Source organism: Methylobacterium sp. WL120, from assembly GCF_008039465.1.
Lineage (GTDB): Bacteria > Pseudomonadota > Alphaproteobacteria > Rhizobiales > Beijerinckiaceae > Methylobacterium > Methylobacterium cerastii.
Genome location: NZ_VRUT01000009.1, coordinates 1 through 24179 on the forward strand (window position 1 = coordinate 1; position 24179 = coordinate 24179).

Annotated in this window: 24 protein-coding genes; 11 read left to right on the top strand and 13 right to left on the bottom strand. The window is 68.6% G+C overall.

Translation table 11 applies throughout. The annotated features are described in order from the left end of the window. Positions 1-2: 2 nt before the first annotated feature. From FV229_RS03320 to FV229_RS03340, 5 genes are all read right to left on the bottom strand, one after another. Positions 3-233 carry a hypothetical protein gene (locus tag FV229_RS03320; RefSeq protein ID WP_147750583.1) on the bottom strand — a complete coding sequence of 77 codons (231 nt, stop codon included), beginning with the start codon at positions 231-233 and terminating at the stop codon, positions 3-5. A 121-nt stretch (positions 234-354) separates the two neighbouring features. Continuing rightward, positions 355-2166, bottom strand: a complete 1812-nt coding sequence (locus tag FV229_RS03325; RefSeq protein WP_147750584.1) for an ATP-binding cassette domain-containing protein — start codon at positions 2164-2166, stop codon at positions 355-357. A 67-nt stretch (positions 2167-2233) separates the two neighbouring features. After that, positions 2234-2446 carry a hypothetical protein gene (locus tag FV229_RS03330; RefSeq protein ID WP_147750585.1) on the bottom strand — a complete coding sequence of 71 codons (213 nt, stop codon included), beginning with the start codon at positions 2444-2446 and terminating at the stop codon, positions 2234-2236. Between the two features lie 107 nt (positions 2447-2553). After that, on the bottom strand, positions 2554-2868 hold the full coding sequence (locus FV229_RS03335) for a polyhydroxyalkanoic acid system family protein (RefSeq protein WP_147750586.1): 315 nt from the start codon (positions 2866-2868) through the stop codon (positions 2554-2556). Between the two features lie 77 nt (positions 2869-2945). After that, a complete protein-coding gene (locus tag FV229_RS03340) occupies positions 2946-3302 on the bottom strand; it encodes a septal ring lytic transglycosylase RlpA family protein (RefSeq protein ID WP_238270665.1) in 357 nt (118 codons plus the stop codon). Between the two features lie 532 nt (positions 3303-3834). Here FV229_RS03340 and ybgC point away from each other — a divergent pair. Further along, positions 3835-4254 carry a tol-pal system-associated acyl-CoA thioesterase gene (ybgC, locus tag FV229_RS03345; RefSeq protein ID WP_238270657.1) on the top strand — a complete coding sequence of 140 codons (420 nt, stop codon included), beginning with the start codon at positions 3835-3837 and terminating at the stop codon, positions 4252-4254. A 74-nt stretch (positions 4255-4328) separates the two neighbouring features. Here the strand turns inward: ybgC and FV229_RS03350 are convergent, their stop codons facing one another. Next, positions 4329-5531: a methyl-accepting chemotaxis protein gene (locus FV229_RS03350; RefSeq protein ID WP_246688028.1), complete on the bottom strand. Its 1203-nt coding sequence runs from the start codon at positions 5529-5531 to the stop codon at positions 4329-4331. Positions 5532-6021: 490 nt separating this feature from the next. Between FV229_RS03350 and tolQ the strand changes: the two genes are divergently transcribed. The 4 genes from tolQ (at position 6022) to tolB (ending at position 9985) form a co-directional block, all read left to right on the top strand. Next, complete coding sequence (gene tolQ / locus FV229_RS03355; RefSeq protein WP_147750589.1) at positions 6022-6738, top strand: protein TolQ; 717 nt, start codon at positions 6022-6024, stop codon at positions 6736-6738. Positions 6739-6760: 22 nt separating this feature from the next. Then, positions 6761-7204 carry a biopolymer transporter ExbD gene (locus FV229_RS03360; protein ID WP_187273574.1) on the top strand — a complete coding sequence of 148 codons (444 nt, stop codon included), beginning with the start codon at positions 6761-6763 and terminating at the stop codon, positions 7202-7204. Between the two features lie 7 nt (positions 7205-7211). Further along, positions 7212-8579, top strand: coding sequence for a cell envelope integrity protein TolA (tolA, locus tag FV229_RS03365; protein WP_147750590.1), 1368 nt, complete (start codon positions 7212-7214; stop codon positions 8577-8579). Positions 8580-8644: 65 nt separating this feature from the next. After that, the gene (tolB, locus tag FV229_RS03370) at positions 8645-9985 is read left to right on the top strand and encodes a Tol-Pal system beta propeller repeat protein TolB (protein ID WP_147750591.1); all 1341 of its coding nucleotides are present in this window, start codon (positions 8645-8647) and stop codon (positions 9983-9985) included. 39 nt (positions 9986-10024) lie between these two features. Here the strand turns inward: tolB and FV229_RS03375 are convergent, their stop codons facing one another. Both FV229_RS03375 and FV229_RS03380 read right to left on the bottom strand, forming a co-directional pair. Then, entirely contained in the window at positions 10025-10273 is a 249-nt protein-coding gene (locus FV229_RS03375; protein ID WP_147750592.1) for a hypothetical protein, read from the bottom strand. A gap of 97 nt (positions 10274-10370) precedes the next feature. Beyond that, a complete protein-coding gene (locus FV229_RS03380; RefSeq protein WP_147750593.1) occupies positions 10371-11603 on the bottom strand; it encodes an MFS transporter in 1233 nt (410 codons plus the stop codon). A gap of 322 nt (positions 11604-11925) precedes the next feature. On the opposite strand from FV229_RS03380, the gene FV229_RS03385 reads away from it, so the two are divergent. Next, positions 11926-13401: a PAS domain-containing methyl-accepting chemotaxis protein gene (locus tag FV229_RS03385; protein ID WP_147750594.1), complete on the top strand. Its 1476-nt coding sequence runs from the start codon at positions 11926-11928 to the stop codon at positions 13399-13401. An 11-nt stretch (positions 13402-13412) separates the two neighbouring features. Here FV229_RS03385 and FV229_RS03390 read toward each other — a convergent pair whose 3' ends face one another. The 5 genes from FV229_RS03390 to mutY all read right to left on the bottom strand — a co-directional run bounded on the left by FV229_RS03390 (position 13413) and on the right by mutY (position 21067). Continuing rightward, positions 13413-15938 carry a PAS domain-containing sensor histidine kinase gene (locus FV229_RS03390; RefSeq protein WP_147750595.1) on the bottom strand — a complete coding sequence of 842 codons (2526 nt, stop codon included), beginning with the start codon at positions 15936-15938 and terminating at the stop codon, positions 13413-13415. Between the two features lie 326 nt (positions 15939-16264). Beyond that, on the bottom strand, positions 16265-17671 hold the full coding sequence (gene ahcY, locus FV229_RS03395; RefSeq protein ID WP_147750634.1) for an adenosylhomocysteinase: 1407 nt from the start codon (positions 17669-17671) through the stop codon (positions 16265-16267). A gap of 135 nt (positions 17672-17806) precedes the next feature. After that, positions 17807-18568, bottom strand: coding sequence for an ABC transporter permease (locus tag FV229_RS03400; RefSeq protein WP_147727174.1), 762 nt, complete (start codon positions 18566-18568; stop codon positions 17807-17809). 115 nt (positions 18569-18683) lie between these two features. Then, positions 18684-19610, bottom strand: a complete 927-nt coding sequence (locus FV229_RS03405; RefSeq protein ID WP_147750596.1) for an ABC transporter ATP-binding protein — start codon at positions 19608-19610, stop codon at positions 18684-18686. 161 nt (positions 19611-19771) lie between these two features. Next, the gene (gene mutY / locus FV229_RS03410; RefSeq protein ID WP_147750597.1) at positions 19772-21067 is read right to left on the bottom strand and encodes an A/G-specific adenine glycosylase; all 1296 of its coding nucleotides are present in this window, start codon (positions 21065-21067) and stop codon (positions 19772-19774) included. 102 nt (positions 21068-21169) lie between these two features. Here mutY and FV229_RS03415 point away from each other — a divergent pair, with 102 nt between their 5' ends. From FV229_RS03415 to FV229_RS03435, 5 genes are all read left to right on the top strand, one after another. After that, entirely contained in the window at positions 21170-21652 is a 483-nt protein-coding gene (locus FV229_RS03415) for a DciA family protein (RefSeq protein WP_147750598.1), read from the top strand. A gap of 79 nt (positions 21653-21731) precedes the next feature. Next, positions 21732-22376 (top strand): DsbA family protein, encoded by a 645-nt coding sequence (locus FV229_RS03420; RefSeq protein ID WP_147750599.1) that lies wholly within the window; start codon positions 21732-21734, stop codon positions 22374-22376. Between the two features lie 191 nt (positions 22377-22567). Further along, positions 22568-22948 (top strand): AtpZ/AtpI family protein, encoded by a 381-nt coding sequence (locus FV229_RS03425; protein WP_147750600.1) that lies wholly within the window; start codon positions 22568-22570, stop codon positions 22946-22948. 80 nt (positions 22949-23028) lie between these two features. Beyond that, positions 23029-23814, top strand: a complete 786-nt coding sequence (locus FV229_RS03430) for a F0F1 ATP synthase subunit A (protein ID WP_147750601.1) — start codon at positions 23029-23031, stop codon at positions 23812-23814. A gap of 59 nt (positions 23815-23873) precedes the next feature. Next, positions 23874-24101 (top strand): F0F1 ATP synthase subunit C, encoded by a 228-nt coding sequence (locus FV229_RS03435; protein ID WP_007566773.1) that lies wholly within the window; start codon positions 23874-23876, stop codon positions 24099-24101. Positions 24102-24179: the final 78 nt, after the last annotated feature.

The following is a 24179-nucleotide window of genomic DNA, read 5'->3' on the forward strand; positions in this document are numbered from 1 at the left end:
GCTCAGGCGGCCGAGGCCGCCTCGCCCTCGGCGACGAGATCACGCCCGCGGACCGAGACGCGCAGCCACGGCTCGGGCGAGCCGGCCTCGGTCGCCTGAGCCACCGTCTCGCCCGCCGCCGCGATCCGCGCGGCGATATCCGGCGCGGCATACAGCGTCGCGCCGACCCAGATCAGGCCGAGCCCAGGCAACCCGAGGAGCCAGCCCGCGGAACGCAGGCCTTGGTGTGTCATGGCGAGCGGTTCATTACGAGCGGATCATGGCGAGCGGACGATGTCGCAACACCGGCGACGCCCCCGAGGCTTGCCGGACGGCATGGACCGCCATCGCGGCATCATGAAGGCCGGGATGGTCTCAGCCTTCGCGCAGCATCTCCAGCTCGAGCCAGCGCTCCTCCGCCCCAGACAGCTCGGTCTCGGCTTGGGCGAGCATCGCCGACGCCTTGTCGAACCGGGCCGCGTCGCGGGCATAGAGGCCGGGATCGGCCAGCACCGTGCGCAGCTGCGCGATCACGCCCTGCAACTTCTCCATGCGGGCAGGCAGCGTCTTGAGCTCGTGCTGGTCCTTGAAGTTCAGCTTGCCCTTGACAGCGGGCGCGGCCTCCGCCCGCTCGCGCGGCTCGCTCTTTCCGCGCGCCTCGGCTTTTCCCTTGGCGCCGGCGCGGGCCTGCACGCCGACGCCGCGCTGGTTGACCATGTCGGTGTAGCCACCGGCATACTCGACCCAGCGCCCCTCCCCTTCCGAGACCAGAACGCTGCCGACGACGCGATCGAGGAAGTCGCGGTCGTGGCTCACCAGGATCAGGGTGCCGGAATAGTCGCCGAGCATCTCCTGCAGCAGGTCGAGCGTTTCGAGGTCGAGGTCGTTGGTCGGCTCGTCGAGCACCAGAAGGTTGGCCGGCTGCGCCAGGGCGCGGGCGATCAGCAGGCGGTTGCGCTCGCCGCCCGAGAGCACCGAGACCGGGGTACGCGCCTGCTCGGGGGTGAACAGGAAGTCCTTGAGGTAGCCGACTACGTGGCGGCTGACGCCGTTCACCACCACCGCGTCGCCGCTGCCGCCGGTGAGCACTTCCGTGACGGTCATGCTCGGCTCCAGCACCGCGCGGGCTTGGTCCAGCAACATCATCTTCAGGTTGGTGCCCTGGCGGACGCTCCCGTCGTCGGCCTGCAGCTTGCCGGTGAGCAGGTTGATCAACGTGGTCTTGCCGGCGCCGTTCGCGCCGACGATGCCGAGGCGGTCGCCGCGCATCACCCGCAGGGACAGGTCGGAGACGATCCGGCGCTCGCCATAGCTCTTGCTCGCGTTCTTGGCCTCCATCACCAGCGTGCCCGAGGCCTCGGCCTCGCCGGCCTGCATCGTGACGGTGCCGACCGGCCGGCGGTCGTCGCGGCGCTCCTTGCGCAGCGCATGCAGGTTGCCGAGGCGGCGGACGTTGCGCTTGCGCCGGGCGGTGACGCCGTAGCGGAGCCAGTGCTCCTCGTCGTTGATCTTGCGCTCGAGCTTGTGCCGGTCGCGCTCCTCCTCCTCGAAGAAGGCGTCGCGCCAAGCCTCGAACCCGGAGAAGCCTTGCTCGATGCGTCGGGTGACCCCGCGGTCGAGCCAGATCGTGGCGCGCGACAGGGCCGAGAGGAAGCGCCGATCGTGGCTGATCAGCACCATCGCGGCGCGCGTCCCCTTCAGCTCGGCCTCGAGCCATTCGATCGCCGGCAGGTCGAGGTGGTTGGTCGGCTCGTCGAGGAGCAGCACGTCGGGCTCGGGTGCCAGCGCTTGCGCCAGCGCCACGCGGCGGCCCTCGCCGCCCGAGAGCCGCGTCGGATCCTCGCTGCCGTCGAGGCCGAGGCTTTCGAGCAGGTAGCGGGCACGGTGATGCGCGTCGCCATCGCCGAGGCCCGATTCGACGAATTCGAGGGTGGTGGCGAACCCGGAGAAATCCGGCTCCTGCGCGAGGTAGCGGATCGTCGTCCCCGGCTGGACGAAGCGGACGCCGCGATCGGGCTCCACGAGCCCGGCGGCGATCTTCATCAAGGTCGACTTGCCCGAGCCGTTGCGGCCGACGAGGCAGGTGCGTTCGCCGGGCGCGACGGAGAAACCCGCCCCCTCGATCAGGGGCGTGCCGCCGAAGGTGAGGGCGACGTCTTGAAGGGTCAGAAGCGGTGGGGCGGCCATGCCGGGCTTATGGCAGCGCGGCCGCCTCACCACAAATCGAAGTCGGCTCAAGTAAACCGGAGCGCGCTCAGGCGACCGGGTTCGCGGGGCCGGTCGGCGTCGGCATGCCGGGCGTGGTCACCGGAACCTCGGCTGGGGTGATGCCGGGCGCTTCGCTCGGGCTGTCGCCCGGGATCTCGGGGCTCGGGCCCGGGCTCGGCACGGTGGGCGGGTCGTAGGGCGTGTCGGGGGCCGGCGTCGGGTTCGTCGGCACCTCGGGGATCGCGCCGGGATCGGCCATGGGAAACGCTCCTCGCTTGACGTCGCGGCGCGTCTTGAGCGCGCGCCGCGTGACGAGCGTGAACGGCGGGGTCGCCCCGGGTGTTCCGGCGTGCGCCGCCTTGCGCGCTACTTCTTGGTCAGGAGCAGGTTGCCTTCCTTGCCGACCATCCGCTTCACCTTGTCGGCGAAGAGCGCAAGCAACAACGGCAGGTGGCACTCTACCCGCACGCTCTCCTGGCCGACGTCGATCTGGCCGTTCATGTTCTGCTTCATCGCCGAGATCGCGAAATCGAGCCGGTCGCCGGTCCAGGTGAGATTTTCGATGCTGATGCCGCTCTTGGCGAGCAGCGCCCGCCCCTGCTCGACGCCGGTCTCGATGCGGCGGCGCGCCTCGTCGCGGCCGAGGTCGTGCGGGATGTCGACGATGAGGGGTTTTGCCATGATGTCCGCTGCGTCTCCGGTTCAGGCTCGGAGATGGGGCCGGCCGGCGCGCGCGGCAACGCCGGCCGGCATCCGCATCAGTTCATGACGTGCAGCGAGACGTAGGTGGTACCGCCCATACCCAGCGCCCGGGCCGAGCCGCGGGAGAGGTCGATGATGCGGCCACGCACGAACGGCCCGCGATCGTTGATCCGCACCACCACGGACCGGCCGGTGCGCTGGTTCTCGACGCGGACGCGGGTGCCGAAGGGCAGGCTGCGGTGGGCGGCGGTCATCCCGTTCGGGTTGAAGCGCTCGCCGCTCGCGGTGCGATGGCCGCTGCCGTACCAGGACGCGCCTCCGCTCTGGGCGGCGGCCGGCTGGGTGGCGGCGACGAGCGACAGGGCGGTTCCGAGGGTGGCGGCGGCGATCTTGGCGACGGGTCGGATGTGCATGCTTCGGTCCTTGGTCGTTGACGAGGGCGGCGCCAATCGAGACCGAACGGGGCTGAAATAAGACCCGCACATTTTGGGCATCCAGATCACATTCCGGCCGAATTCCTCAACGCAGCTTAACATTCGATCGCTCAAGCAACGATCATGCATCCAAGACTTCGATTTTTCTACGCGTGAATGCGCGATTACGCTGCGGTATAGTCTTCGACAGGCTTCGGCGGGAGCCGCCAAACCCGCGTAAGGCGGCGAAGATCTGCGCTCAGCGAAACCCTGCCGCCCGCCCGAGGACTGAGCTTGGCCGTTGCGTCGCGGCGGATCGGGACGGCGCTTTTGGCTCGGTTCAGGGCGAGCCTGCGATCGATCGGCCGGCTTTCGCGGACGCGTCCTCGGAACCGCGGCAGGCGACCAAACACCGAGCCAACCCGGTACTAAGGTCCCGACGATCGGCAAACGTGGTAGCCTCGTCCGAATGCAAGGCGCCGGCTCGTCAGGCCTGTCCCTCTGGAAGTCTGCGCAGGAGCGGCGCCGAACCGTGACGTCATCGATCGAAGCCCACGCGCTGCCGGTGCGCGTCTACTACGAAGACACCGACTTCTCGGGCTTCGTCTACCATGCGAGCTATTTGCGCTTCATGGAGCGCGGCCGGACCGAGTTGCTGCGCGGGCTGGCGGGCGACCAATCCGAACTGCATCGCGAGGCCGACGGGTTGGTCTTCGTCGTGCGCCGGATGGAGATCGACTATCTGAAGCCGGCGCGGATGGACGACGCGCTGACGATCCTCACCCGCACGCACGAGTTGCGCGGCGCCTCGATGCACCTTCACCAGGAGGTGCTCCGCGGCGACGACCTCCTGGTCCGCGCGTCCGTGGTCGTGGCCTGCGTCCGCGAGGGCCGGGCGATCCGCCTGCCCCCGGGTCTGCGCCGGGCGTTGTCCGCTCCCGACAGCCTTTGATGCACGCGCTTCGCCTTCGAGCGAGTCGGCAGCGGCGTCGCTCGAAGACGTTCTCGTGAAGGGGGGCGGCGCGATCAGATCCGCCGGACTTCCTCCAGGAAGGTCGCGACCGCCCGCGTGACCTCGGCCATCTGGTTGTCCATGTCGGTGGTGGCGTGGAGCACGGTCTGCGCTGAATCCGTCGAGGTCGCGGCGCTGGCCGCCACCGCGCTGATCCCGCCGCTCACCTCGGTGGTCAGGTCGGCGGCGTCGCGCGCGCTCCGGCTGATCTCGGCCGAGGCGGCGGCCTGCTCCTCGGCCGCCGCGGCGACCGTCGTCGAGCCGGCATCGATTCCCTTGATCACCTCGGAGATCCGCTCGATCGACGAAACGGTCATCCGGGTGGCGGATTGGATCATGTTGATCTGATCGGAGATGTCGCTCGTCGCCTTGGCCGTCTGCGCGGCCAGTTCCTTGACCTCGGCCGCCACCACCGAGAAGCCCCGGCCGGCGGGGCCGGCGCGTGCCGCCTCGATGGTGGCGTTCAGGGCCAGGAGATTGGTCTGGTTCGCGATCGAGTTGATCAACCCGACGACGACACCGATGCGCTGCGAGGTCTCAGACAGGGTGCTGACGTTCTCCATCGCCTGCTGCGCCTCCGTCACGGCCTGCGCCGTCACGCTGCTGGAATGGGTCATCTGCCGCGTGATCTCGGCATTGGAGGCGCTGAACTCCTCCACGGCCGCGGCCAACGATTGCACGTTGACCGTGGTCTCCGCCGCGCTGGAGGCCGCCCGTCCCGCGCTCTCAGAGGTCTGTCCGGTGGCGTTCAGCACGCTGTCGGCGGCCTGCCGCATCGCGCCCGTGGCGGCGGCGGTCTGATTGAGCGCGGCCTGCATCGTGCGGTCGAAGCTGGCGATCCCGTCCGTGAGCGGCGACACGTCGGCCCAGGACAGCACCGCGGCGATGTACTCGCCGTTGGCGGCGTGGACGGCGGACACGTGAAGATCGAGGGTCTTGGGGCCGAGCTTGATCTTGGTGCGCCACGGCAACCGCGACGGATCGCCGACGATCGAGCGCTGGTGGTGGGGGTTCTTGTGGAACACGTCCATCGACTGGCCGACCATGCGGTTGGGATCGACGACGGACGGCAGGTGCTGCCGCAGGGCGTTCAGCGTCTCCACGCTCCGCTTGTTCGCATAAGTAATCGCCGCGGTGGTCGGATTCAACACCAGAACGTTGGTGGGCAAGGCTCCGAGGACCGCTTCGAAGTCGACCGCATGCGGCGACTCGGTCATCGTCTCGACGGAAGGAGCCTTCGCGCTCCGGCGCAATGTCAGGAATGCCATGGAAACCCATCGATGACCCAAGCTCGGGCCCACCACGAGCGCGTTGACGAGGATCTTCGACCATGAATCGCCGATCAGGGTAAAAAAGCCATTAATTTACTCGGTATTTTGACGAATATAAAGATTACAACCTTAGGATGAGAAATCAAATACATTTAATATAAAACAAATACTTTCGTCGCCTTCGATTTGAGTAGTGTCTCGCTCGATTGAAATAACATTCCTTATTCTGCGATCCGCCCTGGTCCGGCGTGCAACGCTTCCTTAACCGCGTTCGGCGCTTCACTCGGCCGAGACGTCGAGGGTGCGCTGCGGCGACGACCCTACTTTCGACAGATTCGCGGGCGATTTTTCAGGCATCGCCCATGGTTCAGCCGGATGTCGCGAGGGTTTCCCCCTCGGAAGCCGCTCCGCCATGGGGACGTGAGGACCACCGACCATGAACCCAGCCGATGCGATGCAGGCTGCGCCCGTCGCCGACATGACGCTGCTCGGGCTGTTCCTGCAGGCCCACGTCGTCGTCAAGTTCGTCATGATCGGCCTGCTCGGATCGTCGATCTGGTGCTGGGCGATCATCGTCGACAAGACGCTGCTGTTCCGCCGCACCAAGGACGAGATGGACGCCTTCGAGGACGCGTTCTGGTCCGGCCGCTCGTTGGAGGAACTGTACCGCTCGTTCAACGACCGCCCGGCCACGGGCCTTGCCGCCCTGTTCGTCGCGGCGATGCGCGAGTGGAAGCGCTCGTTCGAGGGCACCGGCCGCCAGATCCAATCCCTGTCGCAGCGCATCGACAAGGTGCTCGACGTGACGATCCAGCGCGAGGTCGAGCGCCTCGAGGGCCGCCTGCTGTTCCTCGCCTCCATCGGCTCGGCCGGCCCGTATATCGGCCTGTTCGGCACGGTCTGGGGCATCATGACCGCCTTCACCTCGATCGCCGCTTCGAAGAACACCTCGCTCGCCGTGGTGGCGCCGGGCATCGCCGAGGCGCTATTCGCCACCGCGATCGGCCTGTTCGCGGCGATTCCCGCCGTGCTGGCCTACAACAAGCTCCAGGCCACGGTCTCCAAGCAGCAGTCGCGCCTGGAAGGCTTCGCCGACGAGTTCTCCGCCATCCTGTCGCGCCAGATCGACGAGCGCCTGTCGCTCGCCGCCTGACCGACCGCGAAGGGATCGACACATGAGCATGGCGGCGGGCGCGCAAGGGGGCGGCAAGCGGCGGCGGCGCGGCAAGCGCGGCGGGCCGATCAACGAGATCAACATGACGCCGTTCATCGACGTCGTGCTGGTGCTGCTGATCATCTTCATGGTGGCGGCGCCCATGATGACGGTGGGCGTGCCCCTCGACCTGCCGCAATCCAAGGCCTCGCCCCTGAACTCGGACACCAAGCCGGTGACGATCTCGATCCGCCAGTCCGGTCAGGTCTTCCTCGGCGAGGACGAGCTCACCGACGACACCATCATCCCGAAGCTGACCCTGGAGGCCAAGTCCGGCTTCGAGGAGCGCGTCTTCGTGCGCGGCGACAAGCGGGTCGACTACGGCCGGGTCGCGCAGGTGATGGCGATCGTCACCGGCGGCGGCTTCAAGAAGGTGGCACTCGTCACCGAGCCCGAGCAGCGGTAGCGCGTCCGTGAGGCTCCCCTCCTTCCGCAGCGAACCGGGCTTCTGGGTCTCGGCCGGCACCCATGTCGGGCTGCTGGTCTTCGCCCTGTTCAGCGTCGCCGCGCCTGCGCTTCCCGAGGCGCAGGAGGGCGTGCCCATCGAGGTGATCACCGAGAACCAGTTCTCCGAGCTGACCAAGGGCGAGCGCAACGCCGAGAAGCCGTTGTCGGACGCCAAGCCCCGTGCCGACAAGAAGGCGGAGAAGTTCGAAGAGAAGGAGCCGGAGAACGCGAAAGTCGATTCTCCGACAGCGCCGACGCGCACCAGCGACATGAAGCTCGCCAACGCCGACGAGATGCCGCTGCGCGTCAACGAGCCCGACCCGTCGGCGGAAGCGGCCAAGGCCGCCAAGATGGCCAAGGAGAAGGCGGAGGCCGAGAAGGCCGACGCCGCCAAAGCCGAGGCGAAGGCGGAAGCCGCCAAAGCCGAGGCGAAGGCGGAAGCCGCCAAGGCCGCCGCCGCGGAGAAGGCCGCCGCCGCCAAGGCGGAAGCGAAGGCCGCCGCCGCCGAGGCCGCCAAGGCGGAGGCGGTGAAGCGCGAGCAGCTCGCCAAGCTTGTCGAGCGCGAGGAGGCGGAAGCCGCCGCCGCCGAAGCCAAGGCTGCGGATGCGAAGGCCAAAGCCGAGGCGAAAGCCAAGGCGGACGCGGCCAAGGAGGCGGCCAAGGCTGCCGAGAAGGCGGCCGCCGCCAAGGCCGAAGCCAAGGCGAAGGCGGAAGCCGAGGCCGAGCGCCAGAAGGAGATCGCCGAAGCCAAGGCCGAGGAGGCCAAGGAGAAAGCCGAGGCCGCAGCCGCCGCGAAGGCCGAGGCTGCGGCAAAAGCCAAGGCGAAGGCGGTCGCCGATGCGCGCGCCAAGGCCGACGCCGAGGCGAAGGCGCGCAAGCAGGCCGAGCTCGCCGCCAAGTTCAATGCCGGCGACATCAAGTCGATCCTGGCTTCGAAGGCGCCGTCGCAATCCACCGGCTCGACCGGTCACGAGGTCCAGCGCACGGCCTCCCTCGGCGCTGCCACCGGCACCGCGCAGCGCCTGTCGCCCTCGTTGCGCGACGCCCTCGTCGGCATGCTGCAGCAGCAGATCGAGCGCTGCTATTCGGCGCCGCCCGGCGCGGCGCAGGGCGTGGTGCTGCCGGTGCTCGACATCCGCTTGAACGCCGACGGCTCGCTCTCGACCGAGCCGCGGATCATGCGCGGCGGGTCGAGCTCGGTCGACCAGTCGATCGCGCAGGCGGCGTTGCGCGCCGTGCGCCGGTGCGCGCCCTACAAGATCCCGGCGCAGTACCAGCCCTATTACAACGACTGGAAGGCGATCAACGCGGAGTTCGAGTTCACCGCGACCTGACGCCGAAGCCGACCCGAAGTCTCGACCTCGCCGGCACCCGCTCCAACGTTTCCGGACCAAACCCCATGCTGCATCGTTCGCTCACCCGGGCCCGGCACGTGCCCGCCGCCCTCTATGGCCTCGCGCTGCTGCTGCTCGCGGCCATCGGCTTGAGCGCGCCGGCCCAGGCCCAGCTCCAGCTCCGCATCGGTGGCGGCTCGTTCCAGCCGATGCCGATCGCGGTGACCGACTTCTCGGGCGACGCGAACCTCGGCGGCCTCGTCTCGAGCGTCGTGACGAACGACCTGCGCCGCTCCGGCTACTTCCTGCCGCTGGAGAAGGGCCGATTCCCCGAATCGCCGAACTTCGATGCCGCCCCCGGCTTCGAGAAGTGGCGCGCGGCCGGCGTGCAGGGCCTCGTCACCGGCCGCGTCTCGCGCGACGCCTCGGGCCGCCTCAAGGTCGAGTTCCGCCTGTGGGACGTGACCTCGGGCCAGCAGATCACCGGCCAGCAATACGGCACCGACGCCGCCAACGCGCGCCGCGCCGGGCACCTGATCTCGGACAGCGTCTACACCAAGATCACCGGTCTCGGGCCGTGGTTCGACAGCCGCATCGCCTTCGTCGACGAATCCGGCCCGAAGGAGAACCGCCGCAAGCGCCTGATGGTGATGGACCAGGACGGCGCCAACGTCCGGGCGCTCACCACCGGCGAGAACGCCGTCGTCGCCCCGCGCTACTCGCCGGCGACGCAGGACATCGCCTTCATGGCGCAGGCCACCGGCCACCAGCCGCGGGTGCAGGTGATCAACCTCGAGACCGGCAGCCGGACGGCGATGGGCAACTTCGGTTCGATGAGCGCGAGCCCGCGCTTCTCACCCGATGGCCGCCGCCTCATCATGAGCGTGCAGCAGGGCGGCAACGCAGACATCGTCACGATGGACATCGCCTCGAAGGCCCAGCATTCGATCACCAATGGCATGGCGATCGACACTTCGCCGACCTATTCGCCGGACGGCGGCCAGATCGTGTTCGAATCCGACCGGGGCGGCTCGCAGCAGGTCTACGTGATGGGCGCCGACGGCTCGAACCCGCACCGCATCTCGTTCGGGGAGGGCTCGGCCTCGCAGCCGGCCTGGTCGCCCAAAGGCGACCTCATCGCCTTCACCCGCCAGCGCAAGGGTGGCTTCGCGATCTGCGTGATGAAGCCCGACGGCTCCGGCGAGCGGGTGCTGACGGAAGGCTTCCACAACGAGGGGCCGACCTTCGCGCCGAACGGCCAGTACGTGCTGTTCTTCCGCGATCCCGGCGGCCAGGGCGGCGGCAAGCTCTACATGGTCGACATCACCGGCAAGGTCGAAAATCCGGTGCCGACCCCGTCCTACGCCTCCGACCCGACCTGGTCGCCGCTGCTGGCCGGGAAGTAGTTTTCGGAAGCGGAGCCCGGCGACCCGTCGGGCTCCGCTTCACCCGCGCTTCTGCGCCTTCACGTATCCACCGATCGCGGCCTGGCAGTTCGGCGAGAGGCTGGCGCGGTTCTGCTTGAAGCAGGCCTGGACCTCCGGGGCGTCGGGGGAGAATTCGCTGCATAGGGCGAGGTAATCGCCGGTGCAGTTCTGCTTCATCGCGGCGCGGTCGGGCACGGCCGAAGCGTTCGGCGCGGCGAGCGCGGCGGTGGCGGACAGGGTGAACGCGAACACGGTACGAACGAGCAAGGTCGGCTTCCTTCAGCGACCCGGACGACCCGGGCGGAGGTGCGTAGACCAGCCCATCCTGGCCGGAATGGGTTAGCTTGGCCGTCGGCCTCCAGCCTCACCCCTCGCGCAGAAGCCGGTCGCGCGCTCGGAGTGCCGGGAAGAGCCGGCCCCAGAGCACGGCGACCAGCACGGTGGCCGCGCCCCCGACGACCACGGCCGGCACCGCGCCGATCAGCGCCGCGACCGATCCGGACTCGAACTCGCCGAGTTCGTTCGAGGCGCCGATGAAGACGGTGTTCACCGCCGACACCCGGCCGCGCATCGCGTCCGGGGTCTCGCCTTGAACGAATGTCTGGCGGACGTAGACGCTGATCATGTCGGCGGCACCCGTGACGAACAGGCAGGCCATCGACAGCGGCAGGGAGGTCGAAAGGCCGAACACGATGATCGCGACACCGAAGACCGCTACGGCGCGCAGCATCCTCACGCCCGCATGGCGCCGCAGCGGCCGGTAGGCCAGCACGACGGCCATCAGCACGGCGCCGGCCGCGGGCATGCTCCGAAGCGCCCCGAGCCCGAGCGGGCCGACATGCAGCACCTCGGCCGCAAAGATCGGCAGCAGGGCGGTGGCGCCCCCGAGCAGCACCGCGAACAGGTCGAGGCTGATCGCGCCGAGCACCACCGGATGGGCCCGGATATAGCCGATCCCGGCCGACAGCGTCGCCCAGGTCACCGGCGGCCGCTCCGACACGGGGGCCGGGCGGAAGCGGATCGCGGCGGTGGCGACCGCCGCGAGGGCGAAGCTGGCGGAGGCCGAGCCGAACACCACCTTGGGCCCAAGGGCGTAGAGGAAGCCGCCGAGCGCCGGCCCGAGCACCGACGCGCTCTGCCAGAGCGAGGCGTTCCAGGCGATCGCCGAGCCGAACAGGTCGCGCGGCACCAAGGTCGGCAGCAGCGCCTGCAGGGAGGGGTTGGCGAAGGCGCGCGCCGTACCGATCAACACGACGAGCCCGTAGATCGGCCAGACCGCGCCGACGCCGCTCCATGCGTAGGCGAGCAGCGCCGCGCTGGTCGCCGCCTGCACCGCGAAGGACGCCGCCGCCACCAGGCGCCGGTCGTAGGTGTCGGCGACGTGCCCGGTGATCAGCGCGGCCAGCATCGCTGGGAGGAACCCCGCCAGCCCGACGAGGCCGAGCGCGAGCGCCGAGTGGGTCAGGTCGTAGACGAACCAGCCGACCGCCACCGCCTGCATCTGGTAGGCAAGGCCGGTGAGGAACCGGGACATGCCGAACAGGCGGAAGTCACCGTTGCGGAAGACGGTCCAGCCGGATGAGGAAGGTTCGTACATCGCCTGCGTCGTGGCCACGCGAAACCGCTTGGTCAAGCCGGCCGGCGAGGTCGTATTGAGCGTCTGCGTCGAGACTGCGATACCAAGCGTGTGGATCGCTGCGAACGCGTCGTCGGCGTCATGGAATGTCTGCGATGCCGTCGCCGACCGCTGGCGGGACGACAGGGCGCAACCTTACTCTTAGATAGCCCCTTTGACTTACACCTAGAAGTTGTTGCTACGACCCAGAAACTAATATGTCATGTTAAAAGTCTTGGAAGCCGATTTTTTAAGCTTGCTACGCAATATTACATGAAGATCACGAACTACAAGGCACACTGGAATGTCGTTTATCAACCAGAAGGTGAATGCCGTCATCGATGCGATCGACCGGTCACAGGCCCGCATTGTGTTCGGCCTGGACGGCCGGATCCTCGATGCAAACGCGAATTTCCTGAGCCTGTTCGGCTATGCCTTGTCTGAGATCCGCGGCCAGCATCACGGAATCTTGATGGAGGGCGCCGAGCGCGAGACCGCAGAGTATCGAGCGTTCTGGGAGGCCTTGGCCCGCGGCGAGGCGCAAGCCCGCACCTTCAAGCGCGTCGCCAAGGACGGCCGTGAGATCTGGCTGCAGGCCTCCTACAATCCGGTGCTCGATCGCGGCGGCCGGCCGGTACAGGTCGTCAAACTCGCCACCGACATCACCGCCGAGACCAAGGCGGCAGCAATCTGCCAGGGCCAGATCGATGCGCTCAACCGCTCCCAGGCGGTGATCCACTTCACGCTGGACGGCATCGTCACCGATGCGAACGCGAACTTCCTTACGACGATGGGCTACCGCCTCGACGAAATCAAAGGCCGCCACCACCGGATCTTCGTCGAGGCGGCGGACGCTGCCTCGCCCGCCTACGCCGCGTTCTGGAAGATGCTAGCCGCGGGCACCTTCCAGGCGGGCGAGTTCCGCCGGGTGGGCAAGGCCGGCCAGGAGGTCTGGATCCACGGCGCCTACAATCCGATCCTGGACCGCGATGGACGTCCCTTCGCCGTGGTGAAGTTCGCTACCGACGTGACCGCGCAGGTGAACGAGCGCCGCCGCCGCGCTGAAGGCCAGCGCCTCATCCAGGTCGACCTCGGCCACATCATGCAGGAGATGTCGGGGGTCAGCCGCCAATCGACCGAGACCGCGCGCGCGGCGGCCGAGACCTCCGGCAACGTCCAGGCGGTGGCGGCCGGGGCCGAGGAGTTCTCGGCGTCGATCGAGGAACTGACCCGGCACGCGGTCGAGGCGAAGTCGGCATCCGACGAGGCGGTCGGCCGCTCGGACGAAGCGCGCACCATCATCTCCGGCCTCACGGCCTCGGCCGAGCGGATCGGCAGCGTCATCACCACGATTCGCACCATCGCCGACCAGACCAACCTCCTGGCGCTGAACGCGACCATTGAGGCGGCGCGCGCCGGTCAGGCTGGCCGCGGCTTCGCGGTGGTCGCCGCCGAGGTGAAGGCCCTAGCCACGCAGTCGTCGCAGGCGACCGAGGAGATCGGGAGGCAGGTCACCGCCGTGCAGGAGGCGACGGCCGAGGCCGTGCGGGCGATCGAGCTCGTGAGCCAGACGATCGGGCAGGTCAGCCAAATCTCGCTCAGCGTCTCCTCCGCCGTGACGCAGCAGGCGGCGGTGACGCGTGACATGTCGGTGAACATGCAGAACGCGGCCGAGAGCGTCCAGCGCGTCCGGCTGAACATGGACGGCATCGCCGACGCCTCGAGGACCGTCGACACCCGCGTCCAGGCCGTGGCCGAGGCGGCCCGCGCCCTCGGCTGAACCGGGGCGGCCTACTCGGCCGCCTCCTCGGTCGCCTCGGATTCCGCGCCCCGCGCCGTGTGCGACGCGGGCTGGACGATCGGGAAGGTGCAGCTCACGCAGGTGCCGGCGCCGGGGCGCGAATCGAGCGAGACCCGGCCGCCATGCAGCTCGACGAAGGAGCGCACGATCGACAGGCCGAGGCCGACCCCGCGATGGCGCGTGCCGAGGGTGTGGCTCTCGAACCGGTCGAACACGTGGGCGGCGATCTCGGGCGGCATGCCGCGACCCCGGTCGCGCACGCTGAGGACGAGGTCGCCGGCCGTCCGGCGCGCCTGCACGGTGATGCTCTGGCCGGCGCTGGAGAAGCCGACGGCGTTCGACATCAGGTTGAAGAGGATCTGGCGGACGCGCTTCCCGTCCACGAACACGCTGCCGATGTCGTCGGGCACGTCGAGGACGAGGCTGAGATCGGATTCCGCGAGACGGTCCTCGATGCCGAGCAGCGCGGCCTCGATGGTGGCCTGAACGTCCACGGTCTCGCGCTGGAGCTCGAGGGAACCGGCATCGATCGAGGCGAGGTCGAGGATGTCGTTGATGATCACCAGGAGCGCGCCGGACGAGCGCATGATGTGATCGGAATATTCGCGCTGGCGGGCGTTCAGCGCACCCACGGTCTCGTCTCCAAGAAGCTGGGTGAAGCCGATGATGTTGGTGAGCGGCGAGCGCAGCTCGTAGGAGACGTGGTGGACGAAGGTGTCGCGAAGCTGCGCCGCCTTTTCGAGCGCGTCGTTCTTCTCGGTCAGCGCCCGCTCGACGTTCACGCTTGCGGTGACGTCGATCAGGGTGATCAACGTCGCGCCTTCGGGCAGAGGCTGGGCGGTGCAGTCGAGCACGGTGCCGTCCACCATCTCGAGCTTGCAGGCGATGGCGGTGCGCGATTCGAGGCCGACCACCGCGTCGCGGATGTCGAGCCACGGCTCGTCGGCTGGCGCCAGCACGCGGCAGGCCTCGATCACCGCCTCGACGTGCGGGCGGGCTTCCAGGCTCTCGTGGTCTAGTCGCCAGGCAGCGGCGAAGGCACGGTTGGCAAAGGTGAGGCGCCCGTCGGCGCCGAACACCGCCACCGGCTCCTTGAGGGTATCCAAGGTCTCGGCCTGCACCCGCATCAGCGCATTGTATTGCGATTCGAGCTTCATCCGGTCCGAGACGTCGTCGAACAGGTAGGTCAGGCCGCCTTGCGGGTTCGGCTCGGCCAGCACCCGCAGTGTGCGGCCGTCGGGCAGGTACCACCAGGCCGGGTTGGCTTCCGCCGACCGGTAGGCGGCCAGCACGCCCTGCTTCCAGCTGCGGAAGTCGGCATGCTCCTCGAGCTTTCGCGCGGCGCGCAGGTGGTCGAGGATCTCGCCGTCGAGGGGGCGGGCGTCGAGGAAGCCTTGGTCGAGGTCCCAGAGCTGGCGGTAGGCGGCGTTGTGGAAGATCAGCCGCTGGCCGGCATCGAACATTGCGACCGCGGTCGGCAGCTGGTCCAGGGTGCGGACATTGGCGTCCATCTGGCGCTGCAGGTCGGCGCGCACACTCTCCAGCTCGGAGACGTCCACCGCGATCCCGACCCGTCCGCCCTCCAGGGCGGTCTCGGTGACGTCGAGGATACGCCGGCCACCCGCCACCACCGCGGACAGGCGAAGTGCAGGACGTGGCCCGGCGGGGCGGCGCTGGGCGTCCTCGCGGGCGATCATCTCGCGGGCCGGACGGTCGAGGAGCTCGATGCCGTCCTGGATCGCACCCTCGCGGGTGGTGGCTTCCACGGCGGCGACGTAGGCGGTGTTGACCCAGGCGAGGCTGCCCTCGCGGTTGCGCCGCCAGACCGGCTGCGGGATCGCGTCGAGGAGGCCGGCCAGCGCCGAGAGGCCGCGGCGGGCATCTTCCAGGGTCTCGCGCAACTCGGAGATCTGCCGTCGGTCCTCGGTGGTCTCGCGCAGGCGCAGCAGGACGCGGCCGGCCACCGCCTGACCCTGCGCCTCAATGCTGCCACCGGACTGGCTCCGCAGCGTCGCGCGGAAGCTCGTGCCGCGCACCCGAAGCGCCTCGACGGCGGCCTCGACCGCCTCGGCGTCGGCGGGGACGAGCCAGCTGCCGAAGGCGAGGATGCGGCGGGCCGAGCCGGAGGCCGGACGCGCGCCGTCGAAGGCGAGGCCGACATCGCCTTCGACCACCGCCTCGCTGCGGCCGTCCCAGGTCACGATGATCTGGCGCTCAGCGGCGAGCAGCATTTCGGCCCGGTCGTGGGCGCCGCTGAGGGCGTCGAGGGCCGCCGCCTGCTCGCGCTCGCGGCGGGTCCAGCGCGAGCGCTCGCTCAGATAGAGAAGGGCGACGATGGTGGCGAAGGCGACGAGGCCGCCGAAGATCGCTGCGGCGGCGACGTTGTGCATGTGCGAGCCGAAACCCCAGCTCGGAAGGTCGGCGCCCGCCGCAAGGGAGGGAGCCGGCAGGCCGACGGCGGCGATGAAGAGAGCGCCGGCCCCGGCTGTGCGCCGTGCCGCCCGATCGACCGCCATGATCCGTCCCGTCTCCAAAAACCGCCGGTCAGATCGACGCGAACGAACGCGCGGCGACGGGTCCCCGCCCGCACGATTCGGGTGGATGGAGATCCGACGACCCGACGACCTGTCGAACCGCAGGTAGTCTAACGCGCCGGGGATTTGCGCCGGAAGGGGAATTAGCTTGGCTGTAACCCGTCGCCGGCAGGTCGCGGACGAACGACACACAGAAGACACAGTCCGCCATGGCCCTTGCGGCTTGACAAACGAAGAGGGCCCGGCGCTTCCGCTGGGCCCTCTTGTCGCTCGTCCGTACCGGTCGGCGCGTGCCCGCGCCGAGTGCCTCAGTAGCGGTAGTGGTCGGGCTTGAACGGGCCGTTCTCGGAGACGCCGATGTAGGCGGCCTGGTCGGGGCGGAGCTTGGAGAGCTTCACGCCGATCTTCTCGAGGTGGAGGAGGGCCACCTTCTCGTCCAGCGCCTTCGGCAGGGTGTAGACCTGCTTCTGGTACTTGCCCGGGTTGGTCCAAAGTTCGATCTGGGCGAGCGTCTGGTTGGTGAACGAGGCCGACATCACGAAGGACGGGTGGCCGGTGGCGTTGCCGAGGTTCACCAGGCGTCCTTCCGACAGCAGGATGATGCGGTGGCCGTCGGCGAAGGTGATCTCGTCCACCTGCGGCTTGATGTTCGACCACTTGAGGTTCTTGAGGCCGGCGACCTGAATCTCGTTGTCGAAGTGACCGATGTTGCAGACGATCGCCCGGTCCTTCATTGCCCGCATGTGGTCGAGGGTGATGATGTCCTTGTTGCCGGTGGCGGTGACGAAGATGTCGGCGCGCGGCGCCGCGTCTTCCATCGTCACGACCTCGTAGCCTTCCATCGCGGCCTGGAGCGCGCAGATCGGGTCGACCTCCGAGACCAGCACGCGGCAGCCGGCGTGGCGCAGGGAGGACGCCGAGCCCTTGCCGACGTCGCCGAAGCCGGCGACCATTGCGACCTTGCCGGCCATCATCACGTCGGTGCCGCGGCGGATGCCGTCGACCAGCGACTCGCGGCAGCCGTAGAGGTTGTCGAACTTCGACTTGGTGACGGCGTCGTTCACGTTGATCGCCGGGAAGAGCAGCTTGCCCTCCTTGGCGAGGTTGTAGAGGCGGTGAACGCCGGTCGTGGTCTCTTCGGAGACGCCCTTGATCGAGTCGGCGAGACCGGCGAACCAGCCCTTCGGCTTCTCGGCGAGCTTCTTCTTCAGGAGCGCGAAGAAGATCTCCTCCTCCTCGGACTCCGGCTTGTCGAGGAAGGCGGTGTCGCCGTTCTCGGCGCGCAGGCCCAGGTGGACGAACATGGTGGCGTCGCCGCCGTCGTCGAGGATCATGTTCGGCATGCCGCCGCCATGCCAGTCGAACAGCTTCGAGGTGTAGTCCCAGTACTCCTCCAGGGTCTCGCCCTTGATGGCGAAGACCGGGATGCCGGCCGCGGCGATCGCCGCGGCGGCGTGGTCCTGGGTCGAGTAGATGTTGCAGGACACCCAGCGGATGTCGGCGCCGAGGGACTTCAGCGTCTCGATCAGCACCGCGGTCTGGATCGTCATGTGCAGCGAGCCGGCGATCTTGGCGCCCTTGAGCGGCTGCGACGGGCCGTACTCCTCGCGGGTGGCCATCAGGCCCGGCATCTCGGTCTCGGCGATCGAGATCTCCTTGCGGCCGTAATCGGCCAGGCCGATGTCCTTGACGATGTAATCCTGGGCCGAAGAAATCTGGGCCATGTCGCGTCGCTCCGTATCTCGGGTTGCCTCTCGCCGAGGCATCTAGCAGAGCACCGGATACGAAGCAATCAAGACATAAAGATGTCTTTATGCGTTTTCGAACGAACGACTTCAGGAAGCGTGCGCTCAGCTCTTCAGGCGGTAGCCGGTGCGGAAGATCCAGGCGACGAGGCCGAGGCAGACCGCCAGAAACAGGCCGGTCATCGCGAGGCTGATGCCGATGGCGACGTCGGCCGTGCCGAAGAAGGCCCAGCGGAATCCACTGATTAGGTAGACCACCGGGTTGGCGAGGCTGACGGTCCGCCAGAACGGCGGCAGCATCTCGATCGCGTAGAAGCTGCCGCCGAGGAAGGTCAGCGGCGTCACGACGAGGAGCGGCACCAGTTGCAGCTTCTCGAAGCCGTCGGCCCAAAGGCCGATGACGAAGCCGAACAGGCTGAAGGTCACCGCCGTCAGCACCAGGAAGGCCATCATCCAGACCGGGTGCTCGATGTGCAGCGGCACGAACAGGGCGGCGGTGGCGAGGATGATCAGCCCGATCAGGATCGATTTCGAGGCCGCGGCGCCGACATAGCCGAGCACCACCTCCACCGGTGAGATCGGCGCCGACAGGATTTCGTAGATCGTGCCCGCGAAGCGCGGGAAGTAGATGCCGAACGAGGCGTTGGCGATGCTCTGGGTCAGCAGCGCGAGCATCACCAGGCCCGGCACGATGAACAGGCCGTAGGGCACGCCGTCGACGGTGCTCATGCGCGACCCGATCGCCGCACCGAACACCACGAAGTAGAGCGAGGTCGAGATCACCGGCGCGAGGATGCTCTGCATCGCCGTGCGCCAGAAGCGGCTCATCTCGAACCGATAGATCGCGCGGATGGCGGGCCAGTTCATCGGTTTGCCTCTCGATGCTGACGCCCCGAGAGGCGAGCGCCGCACGGGTGGCGACGCGCGTTCGCGCTCGCCGGCAGCCGGGGGATGGTGGGTTGGGATCTCGCGGCCGCCGGGATCATGCGCGTTCCCTGACGAGGTCGACGAAGATATCTTCCAGAGATGACTGGCTGGTGCGCAGGTCGCTGAACCGGATGCCGGCCGCGCCGAGGTCGGTGAGCAGGCCGGTGATGCCGGTGCGCTCGGCCTTGGCGTCGTAGGTGTAGACGAGCTCCTGCCCGCCTTGGCTCAATTCAAGGCCGCCGTCGGCAAGGTCGGCCGGCAACGCGGCCAGCGGCGCCTGCAACTGAAGCGTGAGCTGCTTGCGCCCGAGTTTGCGGATCAGCTCGGCCTTCTCCTCGACCAGGATGATCTCGCCCTTGCGGATCACGCCGATCCGGTCGGCCATCTCTTCGGCTTCTTCGATGTAGTGCGTGGTTAGGATCACGGTCACGCCCTGCTCGCGCAGGCGCCGCACCATGCGCCACATGTCCTGGCGCAGTTCCACGTCGACGCCCGCCGAGGGCTCGTCGAGGAACAGCACCGTCGGCTCGTGCGAGAGCGCCTTGGCGATGAGAACCCGGCGCTTCATGCCGCCCGACAGGGTCATCAGCCGCGCGTCGCGCTTCTCCCAGAGCGAGAGGTCGCGCAGCACGCGCTCAATGTGGCCTGGGTCCTTCTTCAGCCCGAACAGTCCGCGGGTAAAGCTCACCGTGTTCCACACGCTCTCGAAGGCGTCGGTGGTGAGTTCTTGAGGCACCAGCCCGATCGCCTTGCGCGCGCCACGATAGCCAGAGCCGATGTCGTGCCCGTCCACCGTCACGGTGCCGGTGCTCGGCGTGACGATGCCGCAGACGATGTTGATGAGCGTCGACTTGCCGGCCCCGTTCGGCCCAAGCAGGGCGAAGATCTCGCCGCGGGCGATCGCGAGGTTCACGGTCTTCAAGGCCGAGAGGCCCGAGGCATAGGTCTTCGACAGGTTCTCGATAGAGATGATCGGCGACATCGTGGCCCGTTCAGGAAGTTCCGGCTCGGCGAAGGCGGAAAGGGCGTGCCCTACAGCATTTCCGTAGCGTCCTGCAGGGCGACGAATTAGACGCCCATCGCGCGCGGTGTCGAATGGCACCTGCCACTTTCACGTACACCTCGGCAGCCATCGCGCCCGGCTCAGCGCTTGCGCGGCGCCCGCCTCGCCGGCTTGCGGACCGGCGGCACCACCTCCGCGTCCACCTCGAACATCTCGTCGGACTCCGCCGGCACCGGTGCGACCGCGCGCGGCGCCGGCTTCGGCACCGGGCGGAAGCGCGGCGGGTCGGCGACCGTCTCGGGCGCTTCCCACACCGCCAACATCGGCATCGGCGGCGGGTCGCGCTTCGGGCGGCCGCGCGGCTTCAGTTCGGGCTCCGGCTTCGGGTCGAAGGCGTGGGCCAGCACCTTCTTCATCACGCCGGGCAGCGGCTCCTCGTCGAGGTCGCGGCGCGGGGTGAAGCGCATCCCGGCCGGCGCCTGCGTCGACAGCGCGACGCGGGCCAGGAACACGGTCAGCTCCAGCGGGAAGTGGGTGAAGCCGTGCCGCACCAGGCCGGGCAGGCGCTTCCAGCGCGCGTCGAGCGGCGCGTCGAGGAGCGCGCCGGCAGGGTCGTAGTCGGGCGCCCACGGGCTCATCGGCGGCTCGGCCATGCTGCCGAGCAGGCCTTCCGGCGGGCGGGTGCGGAGCAGGACCGCCTCGTCGCCCGAGCGGACCACGACGAAGGCCGCGCCGCGCCGCAGGGTGCCTTTCACCGCCTTGACCTTGCGCGGGTAGGTCTCCGGGTTGCCGGCCGCGCGGGCGCGACAGGGCGCCATCCACGGGCACAGCGCACAGGCCGGACGCTTGGGCGTGCAGATGGTGGCGCCGAGATCCATCACGGCCTGCGCGAAGTCGCCGGGCCGCTCGGTCGGCACCAAAGCTTGCGTCACGCGCCGGATCTCGGGACGTGCGCCGGGCAAGGGCGCCTCGATCGAAAACAGCCGCGTCATCACGCGCTCGACGTTGCCGTCCACCGCCGCCTCCGGCCGGTCGAAAGCGATCGCCGCCACCGCGCCCGCCGTGTAGGCGCCGACGCCGGGGAGCTTGCGCAACCCATCGAGGGTGTCGGGGAATCGCCCAGCCGCAGCGACCGCCTTGGCGCAGGCGTGGAGGTTGCGCGCCCGGGAATAGTAGCCGAGCCCGGCCCAGGCCGACATCACCGCCTCCTCCGGGGCCGCGGCCAGGGCCTCGATGTCGGGGAAACGGGCGAGGAAGGTCGCGAAGTAGGGCTTCACCGCCGCGATCGTGGTCTGCTGCAGCATCACCTCGGAGAGCCAGACCCGGTAGGGATCGGGCCGCTCGCCGGGCAGCGCGCGCCAAGGCAGGACGCGGCGGTGCCGGTCGTACCAGACCAGCAGGTCGGCGGCCTTCGGGGAGGGTTCGGACGCAGGCATCGCCGGCAGGCATAGCGGCATGGCGCGTGCGCCGAAAGCGCTCCCTTTGCCGCCGGCCCTGCGCTATCCTCGCCGCCGCAACCGGCGGGATCTTCCACAAGCATGGCGCGCGTCAAACCGCTGGCCGAACTGATCGAGGGCTGCATCGGCCCGGCCTTCGCGGCGCAGGGCTTCGCCTCGACCGACATCCTCGCGGCGTGGCCGGACATCGTCGGCGAGCGCCTAGCGAAGTTCTGTAGGCCCTCGAAGCTCGAATGGCCCAAGCGCAAGCGCCGGACCGAGGACGCGCCCGATTCGGGCACGCTGGTGGTGCGGGTCGAGGGCGTGTTCGCGATCGAGCTGCAGCATCTGGCGCCGGTGGTGATCCAGCGGATCAACGCCCATTACGGCTGGGCCTGCGTCGGCCGCATCGTGCTGCAGCAGGACCGGGTCGGGCGCGTCGCCCGGCGCGCACCGGAACCGACGGTGGATCCGGGCCGGCGCGGCGAGATCGCGCAGGCGGTCTCCGCCATCGAGCACGACGGCCTACGCGATGCCCTCGACCGCCTCGGGCTCGCCGTCGTGGCGACCTCGCCCCGGCGCTAGGCGCCTTGCCAGGGTGCGCCGGCGCGGTTACCGCATCCCGAGAAGTCGACAGGACGGAACGCGGAAGGCAGGCACGGCCATGATCACCCGGCGCGACGCTTTGAAAGCCACGGGCCTCGCCATCGGCGCCGCCCTCATCCTGCCGAAGCTGTCGGCGGCCGCGTTCGCCGAGAGCGTGCCGGTCGACGGGCTGATGCAGCCGGGTCCGCTGGGCGACGTCTGGCTCGGGCCGAAGGACGCGAAGGTGACGATCATCGAGTACGCATCGATGACCTGCTCGCACTGCGCCGCCTTCCACAAGGCAACCTACCCGACCCTCAAGGAGCGCTACATCGACACCGGCAAGGTACGGTTCACGCTACGGGAATTCCCCCTCGATCCCCTCGCCACCGCCGCCTTCATGCTGGCGCGCTGCGACGGCGACGCGAAGTACTACCCGATCACCGACCTGCTCTTCGACCAGCAGCCGGCCTGGGCCTTCACGCCGAAGCCCGTCGACGCCCTGGAGCAGATGCTGAAGCAGGCCGGGATCTCGAAGGACAAGTTCGAGACCTGCCTCAAGGACCAGAAGCTTTACGCCGCCGTGAACGGCGTGAAGCAACGCGGGCTCGAGACCTTCAAGGTCGATTCGACGCCGACCTTCTTCATCAACGGCGAGCGTTACACCGGCGAGATGACGGTCGATGGAATCGAGAAGATCATCAAGCCGATCCTCGGCGCGTGAGGGGGTTCCGGCCGGCCTGCGCGCGACGGCTTGCGCGCGTGCGGGCTTGGGCCGGAATTCCTCAATGCCGAGAATGATTTAAGCTCGGCCTTTCGAGCCTTGACACCCTGGGGCGCCGAAACTAAGGTGCGCCGCGCTTCAAGGAGGCAATCCGCCCGGTTTCGTTCCTCTCGCCAATGTGAGTTTTCGCTGTGAGCGGCAACGACGCAAGGGAGGAGGGTGGGACCGGACGGCCCGTGCCGCCCGACAGCGAACTCTCGGCGAGGCTCCGACGTCTCGAGACGCAGATCGAACGGAAGCGGCCCCCGGCCCCTCCCGCTCATCCGTCGCGTTCAGGGTCGTCCGGAAATCCCTCCGCCCTCGGGCAGGCCATGACGATCTCCACTGAGTTCGTCGCCGGCGTGATCGCGGGCGGGGTACTCGGCTGGATCTTCGATCGGATGCTCGGGACGAAGCCCTGGGGACTGATCGTCTTCCTGATGCTGGGGTTCGTCGCCGGCGTCTTCAACGTGATGCGGGCGTCCGGTTTCGCCGGGGCCCGTTCCGGACGGGACACCCCACGGGATCCGTGAGGGCGACCGGTGTCTTGTGACCAACGACCGGGTTCGGCCATGCGGGCCGCCGGCAGCGAAACGTGAGGGCGGAAGACGGCATGGCGGCCAGCATCGACCCGGGGCACTCCGTCGCCTTGCGACCGGATCCGATCCATCAGTTCGAGCTCAAGTCGATTCTGCCCTTCGGGCATCTCGGCCATCAGGAACTCGCGTTCACCCAGTCGGCGCTGTACATGTTCGCCGCCGTCGGCGTCATCGCGCTCCTGACGATCGTCGCGACCTCCAGCCGCTCGGTGGTGCCGGGCAGGATGCAGTCGCTGGCTGAGATCTTCTACGAGTTCATCGCCGACACCCTGCACCAGGCCACCGGCGACGGCGGCAAGCGCTTCATGCCGCTGGTGTTCTCGCTGTTCATGTTCGTGCTGATCCTCAACCTGTTCGGCATGATCCCCTACGCCTTCGCGGTGACGAGCCACCTCGTCGTCACCTTCGGCCTCGCGGCCCTGGTGATCTCGGTCGTGGTGATCTACGGCGTGATGAAGCACGGCGCCCACTTCTTCGGCCTGTTCGTGCCGCAGGGCGTTCCGAAGCCGCTGCTGGCGCTTCTGGTGCCGATCGAGGTGATCTCGTTCATCTCGCGGCCGATCAGCTTGTCGGTGCGTCTGTTCGCCAACGTGCTCGCCGGGCACATCGCGATGAAGATCTTCGCATTCTTCGTCGTCGGGCTGCTTTCCGCAGGCGCATGGAGCGTGCTATCGCCCCTCCCGCTGTTCCTGACGATCGCGCTGACGGCCCTCGAATTCCTCGTTGCGGCGCTTCAGGCCTACGTCTTCGCGACGCTGACGGCGATCTACCTCAACGACGCGCTTCACCCCGGCCACTAACGGCCGGCTCCACCCGCGGCAAACGACGCACTCGTTTCTAGACACTTCAGGAGTTTTCTATGGATCCCGTCGCTGCGAAGTACATCGGCGCCGGCCTCGCTTGCCTCGGCATGGCCGGCGCGGGCATCGGCCTCGGAAATCTGTTCGGCCAGTTCCTGGCGGGCGCCCTTCGCAACCCCTCGGCCGCCGACGGCCAGCGCGCTACGCTGCTCCTCGGCTTCGCGCTGACGGAAGCGCTCGGCATCTTCTCGCTGCTGATCGCCCTGCTCCTGCTGTTCGCCGTCTGATCGACGTCGACATCGCCGCCGCGCCGTTCCAGGCCGCGGCGGCCGATCACCGGTGAGCGCTCCGCCCGTCGCGCGAGC

Bases quoted from the DNA above. Each gene is read 5' to 3' on its own strand.
- FV229_RS03320 (WP_147750583.1), bottom strand. From the start codon at position 233: ATGACACACCAAGGCCTGCGTTCCGCGGGCTGGCTCCTCGGGTTGCCT.
- FV229_RS03325 (WP_147750584.1), bottom strand. From the start codon at position 2,166: ATGGCCGCCCCACCGCTTCTGACCCTTCAAGACGTCGCCCTCACCTTC.
- FV229_RS03330 (WP_147750585.1), bottom strand. From the start codon at position 2,446: ATGGCCGATCCCGGCGCGATCCCCGAGGTGCCGACGAACCCGACGCCG.
- FV229_RS03335 (WP_147750586.1), bottom strand. From the start codon at position 2,868: ATGGCAAAACCCCTCATCGTCGACATCCCGCACGACCTCGGCCGCGAC.
- FV229_RS03340 (WP_238270665.1), bottom strand. From the start codon at position 3,302: ATGCACATCCGACCCGTCGCCAAGATCGCCGCCGCCACCCTCGGAACC.
- FV229_RS03350 (WP_246688028.1), bottom strand. From the start codon at position 5,531: ATGACCGAGTCGCCGCATGCGGTCGACTTCGAAGCGGTCCTCGGAGCC.
- tolQ (WP_147750589.1), top strand. From the start codon at position 6,022: ATGAACCCAGCCGATGCGATGCAGGCTGCGCCCGTCGCCGACATGACG.
- FV229_RS03360 (WP_187273574.1), top strand. From the start codon at position 6,761: ATGAGCATGGCGGCGGGCGCGCAAGGGGGCGGCAAGCGGCGGCGGCGC.
- tolB (WP_147750591.1), top strand. From the start codon at position 8,645: ATGCTGCATCGTTCGCTCACCCGGGCCCGGCACGTGCCCGCCGCCCTC.
- FV229_RS03380 (WP_147750593.1), bottom strand. From the start codon at position 11,603: ATGTACGAACCTTCCTCATCCGGCTGGACCGTCTTCCGCAACGGTGAC.
- FV229_RS03385 (WP_147750594.1), top strand. From the start codon at position 11,926: ATGTCGTTTATCAACCAGAAGGTGAATGCCGTCATCGATGCGATCGAC.
- FV229_RS03390 (WP_147750595.1), bottom strand. From the start codon at position 15,938: ATGGCGGTCGATCGGGCGGCACGGCGCACAGCCGGGGCCGGCGCTCTC.
- FV229_RS03400 (WP_147727174.1), bottom strand. From the start codon at position 18,568: ATGAACTGGCCCGCCATCCGCGCGATCTATCGGTTCGAGATGAGCCGC.
- FV229_RS03405 (WP_147750596.1), bottom strand. From the start codon at position 19,610: ATGTCGCCGATCATCTCTATCGAGAACCTGTCGAAGACCTATGCCTCG.
- mutY (WP_147750597.1), bottom strand. From the start codon at position 21,067: ATGCCTGCGTCCGAACCCTCCCCGAAGGCCGCCGACCTGCTGGTCTGG.
- FV229_RS03415 (WP_147750598.1), top strand. From the start codon at position 21,170: ATGGCGCGCGTCAAACCGCTGGCCGAACTGATCGAGGGCTGCATCGGC.
- FV229_RS03420 (WP_147750599.1), top strand. From the start codon at position 21,732: ATGATCACCCGGCGCGACGCTTTGAAAGCCACGGGCCTCGCCATCGGC.
- FV229_RS03430 (WP_147750601.1), top strand. From the start codon at position 23,029: ATGGCGGCCAGCATCGACCCGGGGCACTCCGTCGCCTTGCGACCGGAT.
- FV229_RS03435 (WP_007566773.1), top strand. From the start codon at position 23,874: ATGGATCCCGTCGCTGCGAAGTACATCGGCGCCGGCCTCGCTTGCCTC.